The sequence below is a fragment of the Bacillus sp. DJP31 genome, assembly GCF_049310945.1.
In the GTDB taxonomy this organism is placed as follows: Bacteria; Bacillota; Bacilli; order Bacillales; family SA4; genus Bacillus_BS.
Map to the genome: position 1 here is coordinate 103,811 of NZ_JBMERO010000006.1, position 18,299 is coordinate 122,109.

The following is an 18,299-nucleotide window of genomic DNA, read 5'->3' on the forward strand; positions in this document are numbered from 1 at the left end:
AAATACTAATTTTATTGGGGGGAAAATGATGAAAAAGTCAGTATTATGGCTAGTAGCTATGTTACTAGTACTTTCTATGTTCCTAGCAGCTTGTAATGGGGGAACAAAAGACACGGCAAAACCAGAAGATAAGCCAGTAGATACTACAACAGAAGTTGAAGAAGAGCCAGCAAATGATGAACCAAAAGCTGGTGGAAATGTTACTTTTGCATTTACACAACCATTTAAAGGTGTTTTAGATTACGCGTTTTATGAAGGAGAAGACGATTCTCTAGCGCTAGGCTTTATGTCAGAAGGATTACTTTCGACGGGTGATGATCTTTTACCAGAGCCGAACGTAGCTACTTGGGTAATGTCAGAAGACAATACACAAGTAACATTTACGATTAAGCCAGGTGTTAAATGGCATGATGGTGATGAGCTTAAAGCAGAAGATATGGAATTTGCTTGGAATGTAATTGCTGATAAAGATTACCCTGGGCAACGTTTCACGAACGTTTCTATGATTAAAGGTGCACAAGCTTATAAAGACGGCACTGCAGACAAAATTGAAGGTATTGAGGTTAAAGACGATTACACAATTACTGTTACAGTAGAGGAGCCAATCGTAAACCTTTTAGATAACATTTGGTTATTCCCAATGCACAAGGATCACTATGAAGGCGTTGCAGTTAAGGACATGATAGATTCAGATAAAGTTCGTAAGACTCCACAAGGATTTGGACCATTTAAAGTGAAGAATATCGTTCCTGGTGAAATGATTGAGTTCGAACGTTTTGATGATTACTGGCAAGGTAAGCCATTATTAGATAGCGTTGTATATAAGGTAATCGATCCTACACTTGCAAGTGGACTACTTGAAAGTGGAGAAGTAGATATTATGGGTGCTCCTTCAGACCAATATCCACAAATTAAAGCTCTAGATAACCTCATTCTTCATGAAGAGCCAAGCCTAGGTTATAGCTATATTGGGTTTGACTTCGGACGTTGGGATAAGGATAAAGGTGTAGTTGTTTCTGACAATCCGAAGTTCCAAAATAAGTTACTTCGTAAAGCAATGGCACATGCTCTAGATCGTAAAGGTATTCTAGACGCATTCAGTAATGGTCTTGGTCAGCTTGTAAACGTTCCACAGCCTTCTGTTTCTTGGGCTAAGATTCCTGATGATCAAATCGATGCCTATGAATATGACGTAAAGAAAGCAAAAGCACTTCTTGCAGAAGCAGGGTATAAGGATATTGACGGTGATGGGTTGGTTGAAGATCCAAAGGGTGAGAAATTCACTGTAAACTTTGATGCAATGAGCAGTACGTCAACTGCTGAGCCACGTGCACAATACATTCTTCAAAACTGGAAAGACGCTGGAATTGATGCTCGTCTAAACGGCGGAGCACTTAAGGAATTCAACCTATTCTATGATTCTATTGATGCAGATGATCCATCGTTTGAAACATTCAACGGTGCTTGGGGTCTAGCAACGGATCCAGATCCGTCTGGAATTTGGTTAAGTACAGACCAATGGAATATGCAAAGATGGTATAACGAAAAGTCTGATGAGTTAATTAAAGCGGGTGTAAAATTCCCTGAAGACAAGAGCAAAGATGTACTTGAACACCGTAAGGAAATCTACTATGAGTGGCAGAAGCTAGTAAACGATGAGCTTCCAATGATCTTCATGTTCCAACCATTAGATGTTTATGCAGTAAATAAGCGTCTTCAAAACACAGCTGCGAACGCGTTTACAGTACAAAGAGATGTCCATTTATGGTGGGTAAAAGAATAAGTACGATTCTAGAATACTAAGATGGTGAAACGTGCATCAAATCAAATGCGATGCGCGTTTCACCTAGATAAGGGGAAATCATAATGCTAGTTTACACGCTTCGTAGATTACTAGGAATGATTCCATTACTTTTCCTTATCTCAGTAGTGTGCTTTTCCCTGGCAAAGTTAATGCCAGGGGATGCGCTAACTGGTAAAGTAGATCCACTCAATTCTAGCCCAGAATATATTAATGAAATGCGTGAAAAAATGGGATGGAATGATCCAGTTCATCTTCAATATTTCCGTTGGGTTGGAGGAGTTCTACAGGGAGACTTTGGTGATTCATTTAATCATAAATTACCAGTAATGGAGCTAATTGGTTCTCGTTTACCTAATACAATTTTTTTAGCATTATTTGCATTAACGATTACGTACATTTTAGCCTTTCTAATGGGGCGTTATGCAGGTCGTCATTCTTATGGTTTAGGGGACTATGCAATTTCCTTCTACAACTATTTAGGCCTAGCTATCCCTAGCTTTGTGGCGGCTCTAGTAGCAATCTATATATTTGCCTTTCAGCTTCAATGGGTTCCTGCTACAGGAAGTATTGGAACGGGCATAGAGCCAGGTACTCTTGACTTTTACTTTAGTAAGCTTAAGCATACGATTCTACCAGCTGCCGTTCTTGGTGCATTTGCCACTGCCAGCTACACTCAGTTTTTACGTAATGACATGATTGAAAGCTCTCGGAAAGATTATGTGAGAACAGCCAGGGCCAAAGGTACTAAGGAGTCAGCGATCTACAATAAGCATATTTTAAGAAATTCATTGATTCCAATTGTAACCTTAATTGGGTTTGACATCGCTGCTTTAGTAGGTGGAGCAGTAATCACTGAGACGATATTCACATATCCGGGTATTGGGTTCCTATTTATAGAGTCCATTTTGTCACGCGATTACTCAGTAGTATTGGCGATTACATTAATGCTAACGATCTTTACTTTACTCGGAAATTTACTTGCGGATATACTCTTAGGATTAGTTGATCCACGTATTAGACTAGAATAGAGGTGACACATGAAACCAGTTACTCAAAATCAAACAATTGTCGTTGTCAATAATAAAAGGGTTGTAACAAGGGGGGGATCTCCATGGGCTATAGCTAGAAGTAAGTTTTTACGGAATATACCGGCGATGATAGGATTAATCTTCCTTGTTTTTATTACACTGGTTACAGTGTTTGCCCCATTACTTACAATTCCATATGAAGAAACTCAGAAAGTAAATCTACTTCAAATGGCTAAGGAACCTTCGACTGAATACTTTTTTGGTACGGATAAAGCCGGAAGAGATGTTTTTGCTAGGCTTTTATATGGTGGTCGAGTATCATTAACACTTGCTGCGACGATAACGATTTTTATAAGTATTATTGGAACAGTCATCGGAGCTACTGCTGGTTTCTTCGGTGGAGCAATTGATAATGCTTTGATGAGATTCACCGATTTTATTCTGACCTTTCCATTTTTGATTTTTGTTATCGTATTAAGCTCTATTTTCCAAGGCTCAGGCTTATTGACATTGATTGTTGTAATTAGTCTCCTGTCATGGGGCGGATTAGCCCGTTTAGTTCGAAGTAAGATATTGGCAGAAAAAGAGAATGAGTATACTCTTAGCGCCATTTCAATTGGGTGTTCTCCATTCAAGGTGATTACCAAACATTTACTACCTAATGTTTTGTCAACCATCATTGTTCAAGCTACTTTAACACTAGCAGTCATGATCGTCGTTGAAACAGGGCTAAGCTTCCTTGGATTTGGGGTATCATCGACTACTCCAACATGGGGAAATATGATGCAAGAAGCAAGAAGTCCTGATGTATTAAGCGATAAGTTATGGATTTGGGTACCTCCTGCTGCAGCAATTACCTTAACGATATTATCTATTAATTTTGTGGGTGAAGGCTTAAAGGATGCATTTAATCCAAAGTCAAACCGATAGCTATGAATCTGTCACATTTATGTGATGGATTTTTTTTGTTTCAAAATTTTGTTTACACATCCAATACTCCTCGGACCTACATTTAAGTAAAATATGATGTGATAAGGGTTCTTTTTTAGAAAGTAGGATGGTTGTTGAATAAAAAATGTATTTTCGATTATAATTTCTCCTAAAAACAGCGGTGGCTCAAAAATCAAAGAAATAATGTACAAGAAGTTTCCCGAGATGGAATAATTTAACGTATGACTGCCTATACTGATTCTTAACAAACAGATATAAAGTGAGGGGTAATCAATGTTGTATCTGCATGATGTATGGGTTAACTGGTTTGAAGGTGAGGAGAACGGCTACAATGTTTGTCATTTCCATGAATGGCGTAAAGATGATAGCGTTGAGCTATTAGACCAAGTCCCACTTATTAAGGTTGACACAACGCTATACCATTACATAGAAAACGATTTGTTAGATTTGCCAAGCTCACTAATGAAAGACGTGTTTCAAAAGTCCTATTTGAGAAAAAATCATGAACGAATTCAGCTTGATTACTGCTTTGTCGTTACAGATGGAGTGGGTATACTAGTCGTTGACACGATTGGCTATAATATTCCTATCCGCAAAAGTCGTTTGATACCAAGGCAGGAACAGCTTGTCTATGATATGGTATCAGATCAGGAACCTTCCCCTTATAAATTTAATTCAATGAAGAGTGATGGGTTGAAGGAATATCATATTTTATCACCCTCTCCAAATTTAATGAGCGGCCTTACGCGAAAAGAGCGTCAGTTGAAGCAGTTGCTTTTAATGGCCTTGGACCAGCTATACACTTCAAATAATGTAGCGGAAGTTCGTTATTGGTATACCGATTGGGATCCTTCTAGATACCAAGCTATACAAGAGATGGACTTTGAGAACGCTTGGAATCACCTCCTCGAGGATGTTCAATATGGCTGGAGTGAGCGACATTTACAGCTGTGTGAAAACTTAATTAAAGGACAACCGTTCTTTGAAAAGCTATGGGAGCTAGAACAAGAAACAAGAGTAAATTAAAAAGGGGCGCTAAATGCACCCCTTTTCATTATTCGGATTCTTCAAGTACCTTAAAACGGCTTACTGATTCATTTAGATCCTTTGCCATTTTAAGGAGAGAATCTATATTCTCTATAACACCATTCATATTGCCTGATGCCTGAATGGAGGATGCTGCCACTTCTTGAGTAGAAGAGCTCGCTTGAATAGCATAAGATAATCCTTCTTTTGAATGATCTTGAATCGTTTGAATGTATTCTTTTTGTTGCATTAATAGCTCGTCCATTGACTGAACGGACTGAAGTACCTGATCCATCGAATGGACAATTTTAGACAATGCATTTTTCGCTAACACTGCTGATTTACTTTCTTCTTGTGCTTGAAGAATGCTCTCAGCCATCTTGGTGCTAACTACTTCAATAGATTCTAAAATAAGCTTAATGATTGTGTCGATTTCTACGGTCGTATTGTTACTTTGTACCGCAAGCTTCCTAACCTCATTTGCTACAACAGCGAAGCCCTTTCCGTGCTCGCCGGCACGTGCAGCCTCGATACTAGCATTTAAGGCTAAAAGATTTGTTTGACTAGCAATCTGATTCGTACGCTCAATAATCTTTTTAATTTGCTTCGTTCGGCCTTCTAATTTCTTAACCTCAGTAGATGAATCAGATGTCGCAACTGATAATCTTTGAACGCCCTGGATTAACTTTTCTAATACTTCTTGATTAGAAAAAATATTTTCTTGCGTGTTCTTTGCTGTTTCAATGACAACATGACTCTGGCCTTCCAATTGTGATGCAACATGAAGAAATTGGTTAACTTTCTCGTCTGTTTCCTGACTAATGGCAGATTGCTGCTCAGCACCTCTAGCAACTTCATCAATAGCAGCCGTTATTTGCTCTGAAGAAGCAGCAGCTTCACGGGCAGATTCTCGTAAGTCACTTGATGTTTCAAACGTAAGCTGTGATGCATTTTGTGTGTGCTTAACGATGGTTTCCAAGTTCACGATCATGGTATCGAATGAGCTCGCTAATTGTCCAATTTCATCTTTTCGAATAATTGTTATGCGTTTAGTTAGGTCGCCATTCGCAACTTCATTTGTAACTGTAATAAGCTGACGTAAAGGTGAAACGAGACGTCTAGAGAATATATAACTAAATATAGCAATCCCGATGACAGAAAGTATAATAAGAACAAAAATAATCGTTTGCATAGAAGAAACGGAGTTATATGCAACATGAACTGGTGTTTCAACAAAAATGGCTACACCAAGCTTCTCATTGTAGGAATAAGCTGTAACTTGATCATCACCTTGATCATTTTTGAACGTTCCAACACCACTAAATCCTTTGGAATCTTTTTTATCTAGGTTCTTCATAAAGTCATTAACACCTTCATGATTAGAAAGTGTAGAATAGACTCTATTTTTTTTCTCAAAAGTCTTTAACCATTTTTGATCATCGGCGGCTACAACATAACCGTCCTTGGATACTACGTACATTTTCTGTGCTGTAACTTCGTTTATTTCTCCTCTAGTAGTCCTCCATACTGAAAATGTATCTAAATATGTACCAATCACTCCAATGGGCTTGCTCAATAAATTTGTAACCGTTGCAGCTACCTCAAAGGTAAATGCATTCTGCAAGCCTCCATCATTTACTTGGAGGGGACTAATATATTGTCCATTGCTTAAAGCTTCTTTAAAAACAGGATCTTTCGAACGGTCAGAGAGAACTGTTGTAAGTCCTTTTCTCATAATTTCTTTTTCATCCATACCAATGTGATAGATATCTAAGAATTTCGGGTTAGACCCTCTCATTTTTGCATACCCACCGCTAATTTCATTAGGTTCTTGATTAACGAGAATGTCAGCCATGAGCTGCAGTTCCTCAACTGTTGTAGCAATGTGATTCTCCATCGTTTTCATTTGCGTTTGTGCAACAGAGAGAGACTGTTCTTGGATTAAATCCTTCATCGTTTTGGTAATGTAAGGAGTAATAATAGCACTTAAAATAATTCCGAATGTAGCAAGAGATAAAATGAATGCAAGATTTAACTTAAAGCTAATTCCATGGAATTGTGACTTAAAAGCAACATCTCTAAAGTGAAACTTTCTAAAATGATTAAATGAAGGTAATTTCTTCTCTGTTTTTATTGTTTTTATGTTTTGAGAAAAAAACCTTTTAATTCTCTGCAATAAAAGCTCCCCCTATATTTCGACAATTTTCTGGAAATACTAAAACTAGTATAGCATGAATAATAGGTGGAAGAGGCTAGTAATTTTTGGATTATTCATATATTGAAAATGATTGAAGGGATTTTGTACAATCAAACTAAACTTTAATATAATTCCCGTATAAAAAACGAAAAACCCGCCATCAATAGCGGGTTTTTAATATAGGCTGTTTTCGTAAACTTTGTTGCTATTTAACCCAAAAGGGGTGGGCGAAAAAAAGAAGGTTATTTTCACTACTGTGAAAAAGCCTACCTTAGCGCAAACGCCTTGCGTGAGTCTCGACTGTCCCGCTGCACCCACAGGAGCCCTAGCACCTAACGCTCCATTCAATTTATTTATACAGCTTGCTTTCACTAAACCTATTTAAAAAACAATAATCTTTCAAAATGAGCCTTACTATATTACCGCTTACGTCCAAGACCCATTGCGTTTTCCATTTTTGCAAGCATTTTTTTGGCGGTTAGATTTGCCTTTTCTGCACCTTGATCTAAATAAACATCAAGTTCTTCAGAATCTATAAGAGAATAATATTTTTCCTGAATAGGCTTGAGAGCTTCAATAACAACTTTTGCAACATCAGCTTTAAAATCTCCGTACCCTTTCCCATCGTAGTCTTTTACTAGATCAGAAATGGTCTTATTTGATAAGATCGAGAAGATAGTTAGTAGATTAGAAACTCCTGGTTTATTTTCTTTATCAAACTTTACGATTCCTTCAGAATCTGTGACAGCACTTTTAATTTTTTTCTCAATTTGTTTTGCATCATCCAAAATAAAAATAGTACTCTTTAAATTCTCATCTGACTTACTCATTTTCTTCGTTGGTTCCTGTAAGGACATAATTCGAGCACCAACTTCAGAAATCCTTGGTTCAGGAATTGTAAAAATATCATTGTATTTCTTATTAAACCTATCAGCTAAATCACGTGTTAATTCAAGGTGTTGCTTTTGGTCATCTCCGACAGGAACGGCATCGGTTCCGTAAAGAAGAATATCAGCAGCCATTAAAGGAGGGTATGTTAGTAAGGAAGCAGACACGCCTTCTTTGCCATGTGATTTGTCCTTAAACTGTGTCATTCTCTCAAGCTCACCAATGTAGGCAATACATTGCATCATCCATCCTCCTTGCGCATGTGCAGGAACCTCTGATTGAATAAAAAGAGTTGATTTAAATGGATCGATACCTGCTGCGATATATAAGGCGGCAAGACTTTTGATGTTTTTCCTCAAAGCGATACGATCTTGCGGAACAGTTATCGCATGTTGATCCACTATACAAAAAAAGCAGTTGAATTCATCCTGTAATGGAGGAAAATGTACGAGTGCTCCAAGATAATTTCCTAGGGTTAATGAACCGCTTGGTTGGATTCCAGAAAAAATAGTTTTCATAGTGTAGCCTCCTACAACGTTTTTTTCCAACAAAAAAAGCCACTCATCCCTATGAAAAGGGACGAATGACCGTGGTGCCACCCTAATTATTTTGCATAACTGCAAAATCGCTTTCTCCTGTGATACTAAACAGGGTCCAATGTATCGCTTGGAGTGCGTTAAAGCCTACTTTGAATTTGCATCAGTTCGGTTTAAAAGCTCAAAAGCCCATTCTATGTGAGGACCATACCTGTTTACAGCTACCACAGGCTCTCTGTGAAGGTTACCCGACATATACTTGTCTTTCTCATCGCTTAGTTTGTAAAGTTTTACTAATTATATATGAACATAATGACATTTTCAAGAGCGTTTAATAATAGAAGAACAATAAAATAAGCATAAGGCCAATAGTAAGGAAACTTGAATAAAACATGGGTTTAATAAAAGAATACGAATATTCAGAGGGTAAAGCCATGTGATCGAGTTCATCACCGATTTGTTGTCCTTGTTTTGAATAAGATTTATAAAATTGACGAAAGCTGTATATAATTCCATCAAAGAATCCACTCTTCCCAATAAATAAGAATGCACTGATCAAAAATAAGGACATACCAACTGAAAATAAGCTATTAATCATTGAAAGGAGTGAGAATGATTTGTAGAATAGTATGCTGATGCCTATTGAAATTAAAAAAATGACAAATGAGATAATGATGGTTTGCTTCATTATAATGCTTTTCAAAATTAATCCTCCCTACTAACAATTGTGTTATACATTAACAATGTTCATATTACCTTAATTGAACTGGAAATTGTAAATATAAGCTATTATGTATATTTGATGGTATAAAATGTTACAAGAATACGTAACAACAACATCAAAGTATATAAACAGTGATATAAATATACAATCCTAAACATAATTAAGCAAATATTGGATAAAATAACACAGTATGTTTACTGAATATAGTAGGTCTAAAGGACTATCTTTTGTAACAGAAACGTAAATATAGTAGGTATTTTGTTAAAAGTGTAAAAAAAAATATATGCAAAATAGTTAGAAAACTTGTATAATACAAACTGTAGATGAAAAACATCTATTAATTAAATAAAATTAATTTTTAAGGGGAGGTTACCTATCCATGAGAAATTCTAAATGGATGATGTTACTAGTACTTTCATTAGTACTAAGCTTATTTTTAGCTGCTTGTGGTGGCAATACAAAAACACCAGAAGACGCACAAGGTACTGATGACAAAGAGCCAGCTGTTGAAGAACCAGCAGTTGTTGAAGAGCAAGTATTAAACATTCTTGACTCAGCTGAAATTCCAACAATGGACTCTGTACAGGGTACAGATGCTGTTGCGTTCCAAGTTATGTCTGAAGTTTTCGAAGGTCTTTACAGACTTGGTGAAAACATGCAACCAGTTGCTGGTGTAGCAATTGACCACAAGATGAGCGCCGATGGACTTGTTTACACGTTCAACCTTCGTGAAACAGCTTGGTCAAACGGTACTCCAGTAACTGCTGAAGATTTCGTTTACTCATGGCAAAAAGCGGTTGACCCTGCAAGTGCATCACAATATGCATTCATCTTAGGAGATGTTAAGAACGCTACTAAGATCGCAGCTGGTGAAATCACAGACCTAAATGAATTAGGAGTTAAGGCAGTTAATGCTACTACTCTTGAAGTTACACTTGAAAAGCCAACACCTTATTTCTTATCACTAACTACATTTGCTACATTCTTACCACAAAATAAAGAGTTCCGCGATGCACAAGGCGAGAACTACGGTTTAGAAGTTGAAAACTTGATCTACAATGGTCCATTCACATTAACTGAGTGGAAGCATGAAGAAGGTTGGGTATACACAAAGAACGACACTTACTGGGATAAAGAAAATGTTAAGTTAGATGCAATCAAAGTAAAGGTTGTTAAAGATCCTGCAACTGCTGTAGCCTTATATGAAACTGGTCAAGTCGACCGCGTTGGATTATCTGCTGAATTCGTTGACAAGTTCAAGACGGATCCAAACTTCTTAACGTTTGGTGAGCCAACATTATTCTACTTTAAGTATATGCAAAAAGATGGTCCTTTAGCGAATGTTGATGTTCGTAAAGCACTTAGTATGGCAATTGACAAGCAAGGCTTAGCAGATGTAATCTTAAATAACGGTTCAGTACCTGCTTACTATGCAGTACCTGCTGATTTTGTAACACACCCAACAACTGGTGAAGATTTCCGTGCTAAGAACGGTGACTTCAATTTAACTGATGTTGCTAAAGCTGCAGAACATTGGACTAAGGGTCTTGCTACTCTTGGAACAGATAAGTTAGAACTTGAACTCTTAAGTGGAGACACTGAGACTTCAATCAAAATGTCTGAGTATTTCAAGAACCAATTAGAAAAGAATCTACCTGGTTTAACAATTACTCTAAAAAACGTACCATTCAAGCAACGTTTAGAGCTTGATGAGAAATTAGATTATCAAATCCAAGTTGCTGGATGGGGTCCTGATTACCAGGATGCTATGACATTCGCTGACCTTTGGGTTACTGATGGCGGACACAATGCTAGTGGATACTCAAACGCTAAGTTTGATAAGCTAATTACAGATGCAAAAACTACTCTTTCTGGTGACTTAGAAGCTCGTTTCGAAGCAATGCAAGAAGCTGAGCGTATCCTACTTGAAGAAGATGCAGGAATTGGGCCTCTATTCCAACGTGGAACTGCTCAATTACTTCAACCGTATGTAAAAGGTGTACTAAATAACTCTTTTGGTCCTGATTACAGCTACAAGTGGGCTTATATCGAAGGAAAGACGAAATAATTCAGTAATAACTAATTAAAGGATATGAGAGAGTATGTAATCATACTCTCTTTTACCTTGTTTGAGAATTGTCGAATTTTGGTGAATATTTATAAAATTCCACCGGGATTGACGGTTATTATTTAGGAGGTGCGCATAATGACGAAATATTTACTTCAACGTGTTGTCTACATGATAATTACTTTATTTATTATTGCCTCTGCTACATTCTTCTTAATGAAGTTAATGCCAGGTACACCTCTTACCATGGAAGAAAAGCTTTCTCCTGAACAAAGAGAAATCATTCTAGAAAAATACGGATTAAACGATCCAGTTCCAGTTCAATATGTGAAATACATAGGGAACGTAGCAAAAGGTGATTTAGGAATTTCATTTCAGTACAATAACCGCAATGTAACCGATTTAATTCTAGACCGTATTGGACCATCTGCCTATTTAGGATTCCAATCATTGGTCATTGGGACATTTTTAGGTATTCTTCTCGGGATTATTGCTGCAACGAATCAAAATAGCCCTCTAGATTATGGTTCAACTATTGTAGCTGTTATCGGAAAGGCTGTGCCATCTTTCGTGTTTGCTGGACTATTACAATATATTGTAGGTGTTAAGCTAGGTTGGTTCCCTGTTGCATTTTGGGAAGGGCCTAAATACACAGTATTACCAACGATTGCTTTAATGATTTTCCCAATGGCGGCTTCAGCACGTTTTATTAGAACAGAAATGATCGAAGTTCTACATTCTGATTATATTTTAATGGCGAGAGCGAAGGGTGTAAGTGGAGGTGCAGTTATTTTTAAGCATGCACTTCGAAATTCATTAATCCCATTGATAACAGTACTAGGACCAATGGCAGTTGGATTAATGACAGGTACACTTGTTATTGAGAGGATTTTTGCTATACCTGGACTTGGGGAACAATTTGTTCGTTCTATTATGTCAAATGACTTTCCAATGATAATGGGTACAACCCTATTCTTTGCCGCTTTATTTATTTTTATCGTGTTTGTGGTAGATCTATTATACGGAATTGTCGATCCACGAATTCGATTAGCTGGAGGTAAGAGCTAATGAATGAACAACAAAAGATATCTAAAGAATTATTTCAACCAGCTCAAATCGATCTAAATAAAAGTGAAAGAATTGAAAAACCTAGCTTAACGTATTGGGAGGACGCGTGGATCCGTTTCCGCAAAAACAAGGCTGCTATCGTAGGTATCTTTTTACTTGCAATTGTTATTCTCCTTTCATTATTTGGACCAATGTTTAGTGAGTATGGAATGGATGATCAAGATCTATCAAGAGCAAAACTACCTCCTAAAATCCCAATTCTTGAAAATGTTAGCTTCCTGAGTGTAGATGGAAAAGACGAAAAAGGTATTGACATTTATGAAGCTAAAGGGATTGACTCCTATTTCTGGTTTGGTACAGATGGTCTTGGTCGTGATCTTTGGACACGGACGTGGGAAGGAACTCGAGTATCTTTATTTATTGCAATAGTTGCTGCAGTGATTGATATGGTCGTTGGAGTTGCCTATGGTGGTATATCAGCCTATTACGGTGGTAGAGTAGATAATATCATGCAACGTATTGTAGAAGTATTAATAGGTATTCCTAATTTAATTATAGTTATCTTAATGATACTTGTACTAAAACCTGGACTAACCTCCATTATCATTGCCTTAACCGTTACAGGATGGATTGGTATGTCTCGTATGGTCCGAGGTCAGGTATTAAGATTGAAGGGACACGAATTCGTTTTAGCTGCTAAAACGTTAGGATCATCAGATAGCAGAGTACTTTCGAAGCACTTAATCCCAAATGTTGCTGGAATTATCATTATTAATACAATGTTTACCATTCCATCTGCTATTTTCTTTGAAGCTTTCTTAAGCTTTATCGGTTTAGGTTTACAAGCACCTTTAGCATCTTTAGGGGTATTAATTGAAGACGGTACGAAATCGCTTCAAATCTTTCCGCATTTGATGATATTCCCTGCATTGGTTATTAGTATTCTAATGATTGCATTTAACTTAGTAGCAGACGGATTGCGTGATGCACTTGATCCGAAAATGCGCGATTAAATAAGGTAGGTGGAAGAGATGACAGAGAAAGTATTAGAAGTAAAAGACTTACACATCTCTTTTGACACGTATGCTGGGGAAGTAAAAGCAGTACGTGGTGTAAGCTTTGATTTATACAAAGGGGAATCCCTTGCAATTGTTGGAGAGTCTGGTTCAGGTAAATCAGTTACAGCAAAATCAATAATGAAACTTATTCCAACACCTCCAGGTAAGTATAAAGAGGGTCAAATTTTATTTGATGGTAAAGATATTGTTAAATTATCTGATAAGCAGATGCAAGGACTTCGTGGTTCTGAAATTTCAATGATTTTTCAAGATCCAATGACTTCTTTAAATCCCACGATGAAAATTGGACATCAGATCATGGAAGGTATTCTAAAGCATCAAAAGGTAAGTCGTTCAGCGGCTAAAGAGCGTTCTCTTGAATTGTTACGTCTAGTTGGAATTCCTCAAGCTGAAGTTCGTTTAAATCAGTATCCTCACCAATTTTCTGGCGGGATGAGACAGCGTGTTGTTATTGCAATTGCTCTAGCATGTAACCCTAAGGTTCTAATTGCAGACGAACCTACGACTGCACTAGATGTAACGATTCAGGCTCAAATATTAGAATTAATGAAAGATTTACAACAAAAAACAGAAACATCCATTATATTTATCACTCATGATCTTGGAGTTGTAGCAAACATGGCTGATCGTGTAGCGGTTATGTACGGTGGGAAAATTATTGAGATCGGTACGTCTGAAGAAATTTTCTATAATCCTCAGCATCCATACACTTGGGGATTATTAAGCTCTATGCCTAGCTTAGAATCAGGAGATCATGAACTATATGCTATTCCTGGTTCACCTCCCGATTTACTAGTACCGCCAAAAGGTGATGCATTTGCTCCACGTAATGAATATGCAATGCAGATTGACTTGGAGCAAGAGCCACCAATGTTTAAGGTTTCTGACACTCACTATGCTTCAACATGGCTTTTACATCCAGATGCTCCAAAGGTTGAACCTCCTATTACTGTTCAACGCATGAGGGAGAAACGTTCTTTTGGTAGTAAAAAACCTGCTGTTAGTGTGAAAGAAGGTGGCCGTAATGAGTAATCAAAAATTACTTGAAATTAACAACCTACAACAGCATTTTAGACTTGGTAAAGGGAATACACTAAAGGCTGTTGACGGTGTTACATTTGATATTTACAAGGGTGAAACATTCGGACTTGTTGGTGAATCTGGTTGTGGTAAATCGACAACTGGTAGATCAATTATCCGCCTTTATGATGCAACAGGTGGCGATGTTAAATATGATGGTGTTGATGTTCATGGTAAGAAATCAAAGGCAGATTTGAAAAAATTTAACCGTAAAATGCAAATGATATTCCAGGATCCATATGCATCATTAAACCCACGTATGGTTATTTCAGATATCATTGCTGAAGGTATTGATATTCACGGTCTAGCTAAAACAAAGAAAGAACGTATGGAAAAAGTATACGAGCTTCTTGAGACAGTGGGCCTAAATAAAGAGCATGCAAGTCGTTATCCACATGAGTTCTCTGGTGGTCAGAGACAACGAATCGGAATTGCTCGTGCTTTAGCAGTAGATCCTGAATTTATTATTGCAGATGAGCCAATCTCAGCTCTTGACGTTTCGATTCAGGCTCAGGTTGTGAATCTATTGAAAAAGCTTCAAAAAGAAAAAGGCTTAACCTACTTATTTATTGCCCATGACTTATCGATGGTTAAGTATATAAGCGATCGTATTGCGGTTATGTTCCGTGGTAAAATTGTTGAACTTACTACAAGTGATGAGTTGTATGCAAATCCAATTCATCCCTATACCCGTTCATTATTATCTGCGATTCCATTACCAGATCCAGATACAGAAAAGACGAGAAAACGTATTATGTATGATCCAGATCAACATAATTATGATGTAGAAGAAGCAACAATGCGTGAAATTAAGCCTGGACACTTCGTTTATTGTTCAGAGTCAGAATTTAAGCAGTACACTGCGAAATTTGGTAAATAATCTATATAAGAAAGGTCGATTGGTCTTGTGCCAATTGACCTTTTTTATTGAGGACTATCCACTCTTTGTATTTGCGAAGTCATAAAAATTCATCATGAATTTGTGAGACACTTTATAATGTACCCTCATAATAAATAGTGAATAGACCTTATAATCTCTTTATAAAGGTAATCTTCGTCCCTCCTCATCTTTAGAGGTTGTTCTAAATTTAAAAAAGATAGCATAAATGGTGTTAAGGTACAAAAAAATAAAGTGATAATACTTAAGAATGATTGTAGAATTATAAGCAAACTTGTCGGATTTTGACTTATAATAGAGTATCAACATAGATGGGAGATTGAAATATGGGGAAATTGCTTCTTAGAAAAACTTTGGCTTTTACTTTAATAAGTATGATGATTGGGTCGAGTGTTGTTTTTGCAGAAGAAACGGGAAGAACAAGTTTGAACCATATGGAAAGAGATATGGCTCTTGAAAGTAAGGTTATCCCCGAGAATCTTTCACGTTTTACCTTTAACTCAGGGCTAACTTTTGTATATCCTGATGCTATAAGAGGTATTTACGTAACAGGTCATTCAGCAGGTGGAGATCGATTCGACCGACTGGTTAAGCTAATGGATGACACTGATTTAAATGCAATGGTCATAGATATCAAGGATGATTGGGGCAATCTAACCTACATCCCAGAGCCTTCATCACCCTTTCATTCAATCGGTAAACCGTACATTCAAGACGTAAGAAGTAAATTAGAAATTATGGAGGGTCACCAAATATATCCCATAGCACGGATTGTCGTATTTAAGGATAGTATCTGGTCAAAGGAAAGGCCTGATTTGTCCTTTGTTGAAAACGGCCAAGTGTGGAAAAATGGACGTGGGGAATCCTTTGTCAATCCTTTCTTAAAAGAGGTTTGGGACCATAATGTGAACATAGCAATCGAATCCGCTAAGCTGGGTTTTCAAGAAATACAATTTGATTACGTTCGGTTCCCAGAAGGTTTTGAGAAACGGGATAGCGAGTTAAGCTATGGAATAGGTGACTATCAAGATACTCAGATGGATAATGTACAGAAACGAGTTCAAGCTGTTACTGACTTTGTAAAATATGCAAAAGAGAAGCTAGAGCCGTATAATGTAAAGGTTTCTGTAGATATTTTTGGCTACACGGCTACTTTGCCTGAAGCACCTGGTATAGGACAGAATTTTTCGAAGATCTCAGAGAATGTAGACGTTATCTCTTCAATGATATACCCAAGTCATTGGACAGCATACTTTGGGATTACAAAACCAGATCTCGAACCGTATCGTTTAGTTAGTGAATATTCAAAAGTTGAGAACGAGAAACTAAAACAACTCAATAATTCTCCCATATCACGTCCTTGGATTCAAGATTTCACTGCTTCGTATTTAGGTAAGGGCAACTATTTAAAATATGGTAAAGCTGAAGTAGAAGCACAAATTAAAGCCTTGAATGAAAATGGTATCAATGAATTTTTATTGTGGAATGCTGGAAACTCATATACTCCCAATGTAGATTATACACCCTTGAACTAACAACCATTTGAGAGAAAATAGAAAAAACCTGCATCCCTAGGATGCAGGTTTATTTCTTGACTCTTCCACCAACTTGGTTCCAACCTGTTTGAGTTTTGGCAGATTGATTAAAGCTTTCAGGATCTCCTTTGCCACCAGCAAGCTTTTCACCGATGCCATTCGTTAAGACTCCCATAATGGCTGTTAATCCAATCACTAATAAAGCAACTAAACTAAAATCAAGAATATATTCAAAAAACATAAGGGTAGTACCTCCGAATTTTTTAGGACGTGAATATTCTATATCTCTATTGTATTAAATGTTTAGCCATTTGAAAAGAGGGGTATGTTACTTCTAGGAACAAGTATGAATATTTTGGAATGTTTTATCAAATATGTTTTCCACTCCCTTAAGTTTGTAAAACATATAAGGGAAGAAACACTTCGTTCCAAGACCATTTTACATCATAGCAGTTAATTTAAGTAGTTCATAAATACTGTTACAATCTATTAGAAAAAAAATCAGGAAAAAAGGAGTCATTTAATGAATTGGTATGAAAAGTTAAATCAATATTTCCCTGTCGAAGAAATGAAATCAAAAGAACATATGGATATATTATTAGAAGAAAGAGGTGACATATACCATAAAAATGAAGGGTCAAACCATGTATTAATGTTTGCAGAATTAGATAACTTTATTTTTATTGATTACTTATTTGTTTCGAAGGACGCAAGAGGTCATGGACTTGGTAATAAACTAATTGATATGCTGAAGCAAAAGCAGAAACCAATTATTCTTGAAGTAGAGCCAATAAACTACGTGGATACTGATTCAGAAAAGAGGCTGCACTTTTACAAACGTGCCGATTTTTTACATGCTAGTTCTATTGGCTATAAGAGACGTTCTCTAGCTACGAATGAAATAAATCCAATGGAGATTCTATATTGGTCTCCTACAGAAGAAAGTGAAGGAGTTATATATGAGGGGATGAAAAAAACCTACGAAATGATCCACACATATAAAGATAAACAAATATACGGTGAAGCCTATGAAAATGTGGATAAAGTTTTATCAATACATGAAGATGAAAAGGCAACAACTGATATATTAAAAAATCTTTGAAGAGGACGTTGAACAGGTTTGGGAATAGTTCACGGCTCTTTCCTAGAAGATTGTTGTTTTTTTATAGTATATGAATTTATATGGTGGGTGCATCTGAATCCAGCTCAAGCACCCAGACCGACTTAGATCAAAATAACCTAAAAGGATTTAATGGAAATATCACACTTTTTATCTTTCAGGAACATTTGCTTGCGCTTTAGGCTAACCGGGGCGCTTGCGCCTTTTGTTCAATAGGAGTTTTGTTAAAGCAATACGTCGAAATTAACGAAGCCACTGAAATAGTAGATACTCTCGAAAAACGAGCTAATTTAGGGA

The 18,299-nt window shown here is 36.9% G+C and carries 15 protein-coding genes, 1 pseudogene and 1 other annotated feature; of the genes and pseudogenes, 11 read left to right on the plus strand and 5 right to left on the minus strand.

The features are described from left to right. Positions 1 to 28 precede the first annotated feature (28 nt). From opp4A to ACOI1C_RS07985, 4 genes are all read left to right on the plus strand, one after another. A complete protein-coding gene (gene opp4A / locus ACOI1C_RS07970; RefSeq protein WP_422509697.1) occupies positions 29 to 1,783 on the plus strand; it encodes an oligopeptide ABC transporter substrate-binding protein in 1,755 nt (584 codons plus the stop codon). An 83-nt stretch (positions 1,784 to 1,866) separates the two neighbouring features. Further along, a complete protein-coding gene (gene opp4B, locus ACOI1C_RS07975; RefSeq protein ID WP_422509699.1) occupies positions 1,867 to 2,832 on the plus strand; it encodes an oligopeptide ABC transporter permease in 966 nt (321 codons plus the stop codon). Positions 2,833 to 2,841: 9 nt separating this feature from the next. Next, positions 2,842 to 3,762, plus strand: coding sequence for an oligopeptide ABC transporter permease (opp4C, locus tag ACOI1C_RS07980; protein WP_422509701.1), 921 nt, complete (start codon positions 2,842 to 2,844; stop codon positions 3,760 to 3,762). Between the two features lie 294 nt (positions 3,763 to 4,056). Then, complete coding sequence (locus ACOI1C_RS07985; protein ID WP_422509703.1) at positions 4,057 to 4,809, plus strand: YjbA family protein; 753 nt, start codon at positions 4,057 to 4,059, stop codon at positions 4,807 to 4,809. A gap of 28 nt (positions 4,810 to 4,837) precedes the next feature. On the opposite strand, the gene ACOI1C_RS07990 is transcribed toward ACOI1C_RS07985, so the two are convergent. The 4 genes and pseudogenes from ACOI1C_RS07990 to ACOI1C_RS08005 all read right to left on the minus strand — a co-directional run bounded on the left by ACOI1C_RS07990 (position 4,838) and on the right by ACOI1C_RS08005 (position 9,133). Continuing rightward, complete coding sequence (locus ACOI1C_RS07990; protein ID WP_422509861.1) at positions 4,838 to 5,800, minus strand: methyl-accepting chemotaxis protein; 963 nt, start codon at positions 5,798 to 5,800, stop codon at positions 4,838 to 4,840. Continuing rightward, a pseudogene (locus tag ACOI1C_RS07995) lies at positions 5,795 to 6,763 on the minus strand (HAMP domain-containing protein); the annotation flags it as partial. The gene ACOI1C_RS07990 and the pseudogene ACOI1C_RS07995, both read right to left, overlap by 6 nt. A 662-nt stretch (positions 6,764 to 7,425) precedes the next feature. Next, on the minus strand, positions 7,426 to 8,412 hold the full coding sequence (trpS, locus tag ACOI1C_RS08000; RefSeq protein ID WP_422509705.1) for a tryptophan--tRNA ligase: 987 nt from the start codon (positions 8,410 to 8,412) through the stop codon (positions 7,426 to 7,428). Between the two features lie 54 nt (positions 8,413 to 8,466). Further along, positions 8,467 to 8,711, minus strand: a binding site (T-box leader). A gap of 50 nt (positions 8,712 to 8,761) precedes the next feature. Next, entirely contained in the window at positions 8,762 to 9,133 is a 372-nt protein-coding gene (locus tag ACOI1C_RS08005; RefSeq protein ID WP_422509707.1) for a DUF3899 domain-containing protein, read from the minus strand. 400 nt (positions 9,134 to 9,533) lie between these two features. On the opposite strand from ACOI1C_RS08005, the gene ACOI1C_RS08010 reads away from it, so the two are divergent. The 6 genes from ACOI1C_RS08010 (at position 9,534) to ACOI1C_RS08035 (ending at position 16,882) form a co-directional block, all read left to right on the plus strand. Next, the gene (locus ACOI1C_RS08010) at positions 9,534 to 11,222 is read left to right on the plus strand and encodes a peptide ABC transporter substrate-binding protein (RefSeq protein WP_422509709.1); all 1,689 of its coding nucleotides are present in this window, start codon (positions 9,534 to 9,536) and stop codon (positions 11,220 to 11,222) included. Between the two features lie 138 nt (positions 11,223 to 11,360). After that, positions 11,361 to 12,290: an oligopeptide ABC transporter permease gene (gene opp3b, locus ACOI1C_RS08015; protein ID WP_422509711.1), complete on the plus strand. Its 930-nt coding sequence runs from the start codon at positions 11,361 to 11,363 to the stop codon at positions 12,288 to 12,290. Beyond that, positions 12,290 to 13,303 carry an oligopeptide ABC transporter permease gene (opp3C, locus tag ACOI1C_RS08020; RefSeq protein WP_422509713.1) on the plus strand — a complete coding sequence of 338 codons (1,014 nt, stop codon included), beginning with the start codon at positions 12,290 to 12,292 and terminating at the stop codon, positions 13,301 to 13,303. The genes opp3b and opp3C overlap by 1 nt, the downstream gene beginning before the upstream one ends. 18 nt (positions 13,304 to 13,321) lie before the next feature. Then, complete coding sequence (locus tag ACOI1C_RS08025) at positions 13,322 to 14,401, plus strand: ABC transporter ATP-binding protein (RefSeq protein WP_422509715.1); 1,080 nt, start codon at positions 13,322 to 13,324, stop codon at positions 14,399 to 14,401. Further along, positions 14,394 to 15,329, plus strand: a complete 936-nt coding sequence (locus tag ACOI1C_RS08030) for an ABC transporter ATP-binding protein (protein ID WP_422509717.1) — start codon at positions 14,394 to 14,396, stop codon at positions 15,327 to 15,329. Before ACOI1C_RS08025 ends, ACOI1C_RS08030 begins: the two co-directional genes overlap by 8 nt. Before the next feature lie 344 nt (positions 15,330 to 15,673). After that, complete coding sequence (locus ACOI1C_RS08035) at positions 15,674 to 16,882, plus strand: putative glycoside hydrolase (protein ID WP_422509719.1); 1,209 nt, start codon at positions 15,674 to 15,676, stop codon at positions 16,880 to 16,882. 49 nt (positions 16,883 to 16,931) lie between these two features. Here the strand turns inward: ACOI1C_RS08035 and ACOI1C_RS08040 are convergent, their stop codons facing one another. After that, on the minus strand, positions 16,932 to 17,123 hold the full coding sequence (locus ACOI1C_RS08040; protein ID WP_422509720.1) for a hypothetical protein: 192 nt from the start codon (positions 17,121 to 17,123) through the stop codon (positions 16,932 to 16,934). A 282-nt stretch (positions 17,124 to 17,405) separates the two neighbouring features. On the opposite strand from ACOI1C_RS08040, the gene ACOI1C_RS08045 reads away from it, so the two are divergent. Then, positions 17,406 to 17,984: a GNAT family N-acetyltransferase gene (locus ACOI1C_RS08045; protein WP_422509722.1), complete on the plus strand. Its 579-nt coding sequence runs from the start codon at positions 17,406 to 17,408 to the stop codon at positions 17,982 to 17,984. Positions 17,985 to 18,299: the final 315 nt, after the last annotated feature.